A 4364-nucleotide genomic window follows, 5' to 3' on the forward strand; every position below is an offset into this window, starting at 1 on the left:
TAGCGAAACGTCACATCGTTAAATTCAATCCGGTCAGGTCCGGCTAACAGCGCCGGATGAGCGATATCCTGGACATCCGGGACGGAATTCAGCGTCTCGTCGATCCGTTCGAGCGAAGCGCCGCCGCGCTGCATAATGTTGATCAGCTCGCCGATGGCGAACATCGGCCAGACCATCATGCCGAGGTACATGCTGAACGATACGAGATCGCCCAGCGTAATCTGATTCCGGAAGACGAGGTAGATTCCATACGTCAGACCGATAATGTAGCTTAATCCCACACAGAACCGGATGGTCGGTTCGAAAAAGGAGTCAACTCTCGCCACAGCCATATTTTTGCGGTACACATCATCGGTGATTTCCCCGAATCGTTTCTCATCGAGGCGCTCCTGCACATAGGCGCGGATCACGCGCACGCCGGATACGGATTCGAGCACCTGGTCGTTCATGGCGCCGAAGGCGTCCTGGGCCAGACTATAGCGGTCGTGAATGGCTTTGCCGTAGATCGCCATCGCCACCGCGATAAGCGGGAGGGGCAGCACGGCGGCCAGCGTCAGCTTCCAGCTCACCAGAAAGCCCATGGCGAGCAGCACAACGGAGAAGAAGATGGTGGAGTCGACAAGCGTCAGCATTCCGAAGCCCACGGTTACGGATACCGCCCGAATGTCGTTGGTGGCGCGGGCCATCAGGTCTCCGGTGCGGTTCCGCTCGAAGAAAGAGGGCGTCAGCGTAAGCAAATGGCCCATAAAGCGGGAACGCAGCAGGCGTTCAACCAGATTCGATCCTCCGAACAGGCTGCGCATCCATATGTACGTAATCCAGTAGATGATCAGGAGCAGGGCGAGGATCATGGCGATATACCGGATTAGCGAGCCTGCCGTAATGGACCCATGCACGATGTCGTCAATGGCGTTCCCCAGGAGCCGCGGAGGCAGCAGTTCAATGACGCCGGCGATAATCAGCACGAACAAGCCGATCGTATAGCGCCTTTTCTCCCGGCGGAAGAACCAGCCGAGATCTTTTAAAACGGAAAACATGAAATCCCTTCCTTTCGATATAGGAGTAGCGCCTTGCAACAGGGCCAAGGTTTAAGCGGGATTAACGTTTCGGTGAAGAGCAAAAAAAGGCATACCGTCCGTTAACGGACGATATGCCTGGTTTCTCAAACGTATCATGCGCACGGTGCGTGACAGCACCGGGCAGGACAATGTTCAGCTTTCCGGGAGCAAGAGCGGCTGGAATACGCGCTTCCGGGAAAGGTTCACCTGCAGGGCTGCTTCGGTATTCAATTGGATAAGGCTGCCGACATAAATACGATGAATATCCATAAATTTAAACACCGAGATCACCCTTTCGTTAAATTTTTTTGGCAATGATTTGAAGACGTTTCGCTCATGTCGAGTTTATCACCGGGCCTGCAAAATTGTCAAACCTATTTTCGAACAAAAAGAGAACATTTTCAGATCGCCGTACTTTCCGGACGATTGGAATAGAATCCGGATTGGGGTATGATAAAAGTAATAGACAAAGGAGTTGAACGCTTAATGAGCATTTCGGTCAGCGCCGACGCCGCCTCCTGGTTCAAGCGGGAGCTCGGCTTAACGGAGGGCGACTCTATCCGCCTGTTTCCCCGTTACAGCTCCGGCGGCGGGCTTCATCCCGGATTTTCGCTCGGCATTGCCGTGGAGCGGCCGGAGCATCCGGGGCTTGAGGTCTCCCGGGAGGGCGTCGTTTTTTATATCGAGGAGCCGGATTTATGGTATATGGAAGGCTACGGACTGTCGATTATCTACATGCCGGAAGAGGATGATATCGAATACCGGTACGAGCCTGAACCCGGCGTGGCTGAGGTTAAGGAAGCCGCCGCCGGCGCAAACGCAAATCAGTGACGAGCAAGAGCAGCCCCTGCCGAAAGCAAGGGCTGCTCTTTGCGCTCTGTAACCCGCACAGGGGAGAGAGGTCAATGGGATCTGCGGAAGGTTTCTTCTTCCATGGCGAATTCAAAATCGTCGATATCGTACACCATCACGGGCACGCCTCCGTCGATGATCCGGTGGATCAGCTCGACCTGATCGGTCAGGATCGGAATCTTCGCCCGCTGCGAGGTCAAGAGAAGCTCGGTCTCGATCGGGTCGTAGGTTTCGCCGTAACTGGCATTGTCCACGCTGTTGATGACGGTGATCTGTGCCCGCTCGCCGAGCAGGATGGCCGGACTCTTGGCCCATGGAACATTCAGGCAGCGGCGGATCTTCTTCTGGTTGAGCGGCTGCTCGAAATAGGCGATCAGTTCACCAATCTTGGCCTTGACGTGCTGGTCGTCGTCGGGAATGTTCATCAGCGGCTCGTCGCTGTCCCGCAGCTCGTACAGTTCCAGAATTGTGGTATAGGGAACGATATATTCCACTGGTCTATTCGGTACCAGCAGCTGGCCGTAAATGGCCATCATAACGGCTTCCGTCACAAATTGTCTTGACATCATTATCCTCCTGAAGTTCGGGTGCTGCCATAATCCATTCGATAGGATTTAAAAATATCAAAACACTGTACAGGGCAAAAGTCAATAAGCGCCTGTACGCTTACATTCTTCCAATGATGAGCGACAATATGCCCGCAGCGATCAGCGGTCCGACCGGAACGCCCTTGAAGACGGCGACTCCGATGACGGTTCCGATCAGCAGACCGGCGACAATCGTCGGCTGGCTGCCGATCAGGGCAGTACCCCGGCCCCCAAGATAGGCGACAAGAATGCCTATACCGATGGCGGTCAGCGATTTCCAGTGAAGAAAGGCCTGACCTACGGTTTGCAGAGAAATACGGCCGCTTGCCAGCGGAGTCATGACACCGATCAGCAGGATGATAATGCCGACCGTCAGTCCGTACTTTTCAAGCCAGGGATACGCCTGATGAAGACCGAGCAGACGCACCAGCAGCAGTACCACCATGGCGATGGTTACGGTCGAGTTGCTGCTGATGATGCCAAGCCCGGCCAGCCCCAGAAGAAGCAGGGAAGTGTAGTCCATGTTCAGCTCCGCCCCTTGTCTGCCGCCTGACGCTTTGCGGCTGCATGCGCGGCGATCAGCGCTCCGTGCCGGCGGCCCGTTTCGATGAAAATCTCGTTGGCGTTGCGCCCGGAGGCGATGACTCCGGCCACGTAAATACCCGGAATATTAGTCTCCATCGTCGTCGGATCAAATACGGGCTTATCCATATCGTCGTCCATCAGGACACCGATGGACGACATCAGCCGGCGGTCCGGTCTGAAGCCGGTCATCGCCAGAACGAAATCATTGTCCAGTGTATAGGCTTCTTCTTCCGAACCGGAGGACACGACCACCGCATCCGGCTTGATTTCGGTTACTCTGGAGGAAAGATGGAGTCGGATCTTTTCCTTCTGCACCATGCTTTCAAAGATCGGACGCACCCACGGCTTGATATTGCCGGAGATGCTGTTCCCGCGGTAGATCATGTCGACCTCTGCTCCGGTCCGAACGAGCTCAAGAGCCGCGTCCACGGCCGAATTGCTGCCTCCGATAATCGCAACCTTCATGCCGGTGTAGGGGTGGGCTTCCCCAAAATAATGCGTTACCTTCGGCAGTTCCTCCCCGGGAATGCCGATCCAGTTCGGCTGATCGAAGTAGCCGGTCGAAATGACAACAGAGGCCGCATGCCGGGCCTGGCGCTCGCCCCGCCGGTTCACGGTGTTTACGCGGAAGGTCCCGTCTTCCAGGCGCTCAATGCCGGTAGCTTCTTCATAGGCGGCAATTTCCAGACCGTGCAGCTCGGCGGCCTTCCGGTAGTAGACGAGCGCCTCGTGGCGGAAGGGCTTCTCGTTCGGCGTCGTGAAGGGGACATCCCCGATTTCCAGCAGCTCCGGTGTGCTGAAAAATTGCATATGGGTCGGATACAGATAGATGGAGTGGACGATGAAATTCTTCTCCACAATGATCGCGGACAGGCCCAGCCTGCGGCATTCAATGGCGGCGGAAAGACCGCAGGGTCCGGCTCCAATGATAACGACATCATGCATAAAGCGGATTACCTCCCGTTATTTTCGTATGTTCTTCGTCCGTTTGGAACGTGCAAACTACATCCTACCGCAATTTGCGCGGTTTTTCCAGGGCGGGACGCCGCCCGCTTTTCCGTTTGCGTTAATGGCGTCAACCGTTATATAATTAGATATATATCTAATGAGTTTCTTCAAGAGGAGAGTGTCTTCGTTGCAACTGGACAAAATCGTAGGATATCACAAAGCTCTCGCCGATCCCACGCGCCTTCGCATGCTCCTGCTGTTGTCGAAAGGCGAAATGCACGGCCAGGCGCTGGCGGAGAAGCTGAATCTGTCGCAGCCGACGGTGACGCATCAT

General features: G+C 55.3%; 6 protein-coding genes. 2 read left to right on the forward strand and 4 right to left on the reverse strand.

The features are described from left to right. Positions 1 to 1037: ABC transporter transmembrane domain-containing protein (locus L692_RS0116210; RefSeq protein ID WP_025701175.1), on the reverse strand; the 1037-nt coding region annotated here is incomplete at its 3' end. 507 nt (positions 1038 to 1544) lie between these two features. On the opposite strand from L692_RS0116210, the gene L692_RS0116220 reads away from it, so the two are divergent. Further along, on the forward strand, positions 1545 to 1889 hold the full coding sequence (locus tag L692_RS0116220; protein ID WP_025701176.1) for a HesB/YadR/YfhF family protein: 345 nt from the start codon (positions 1545 to 1547) through the stop codon (positions 1887 to 1889). Between the two features lie 71 nt (positions 1890 to 1960). Here the strand turns inward: L692_RS0116220 and L692_RS0116225 are convergent, their stop codons facing one another. The 3 genes from L692_RS0116225 to L692_RS0116235 form a co-directional block, all read right to left on the reverse strand. Further along, complete coding sequence (locus L692_RS0116225) at positions 1961 to 2476, reverse strand: hypothetical protein (RefSeq protein ID WP_025701177.1); 516 nt, start codon at positions 2474 to 2476, stop codon at positions 1961 to 1963. A gap of 100 nt (positions 2477 to 2576) precedes the next feature. Continuing rightward, on the reverse strand, positions 2577 to 3020 hold the full coding sequence (locus L692_RS0116230; protein WP_025701178.1) for a DUF441 domain-containing protein: 444 nt from the start codon (positions 3018 to 3020) through the stop codon (positions 2577 to 2579). A 2-nt stretch (positions 3021 to 3022) separates the two neighbouring features. Further along, positions 3023 to 4027, reverse strand: a complete 1005-nt coding sequence (locus tag L692_RS0116235; protein WP_025701179.1) for a YpdA family putative bacillithiol disulfide reductase — start codon at positions 4025 to 4027, stop codon at positions 3023 to 3025. Positions 4028 to 4217: 190 nt separating this feature from the next. Between L692_RS0116235 and L692_RS29095 the strand changes: the two genes are divergently transcribed. After that, a partial coding sequence (locus L692_RS29095) for an ArsR/SmtB family transcription factor (protein ID WP_036724062.1) occupies positions 4218 to 4364 on the forward strand: 147 nt, incomplete at its 3' end.

This window comes from Paenibacillus forsythiae T98 (assembly GCF_000520735.1).
GTDB classification, from domain to species: Bacteria; Bacillota; Bacilli; order Paenibacillales; family Paenibacillaceae; genus Paenibacillus_AQ; species Paenibacillus_AQ forsythiae.

Bases quoted from the DNA above. Each gene is read 5' to 3' on its own strand.
- L692_RS0116220 (WP_025701176.1), top strand. From the start codon at position 1,545: ATGAGCATTTCGGTCAGCGCCGACGCCGCCTCCTGGTTCAAGCGGGAG.
- L692_RS0116235 (WP_025701179.1), bottom strand. From the start codon at position 4,027: ATGCATGATGTCGTTATCATTGGAGCCGGACCCTGCGGTCTTTCCGCC.
- L692_RS0116230 (WP_025701178.1), bottom strand. From the start codon at position 3,020: ATGGACTACACTTCCCTGCTTCTTCTGGGGCTGGCCGGGCTTGGCATC.
- L692_RS0116225 (WP_025701177.1), bottom strand. From the start codon at position 2,476: ATGTCAAGACAATTTGTGACGGAAGCCGTTATGATGGCCATTTACGGC.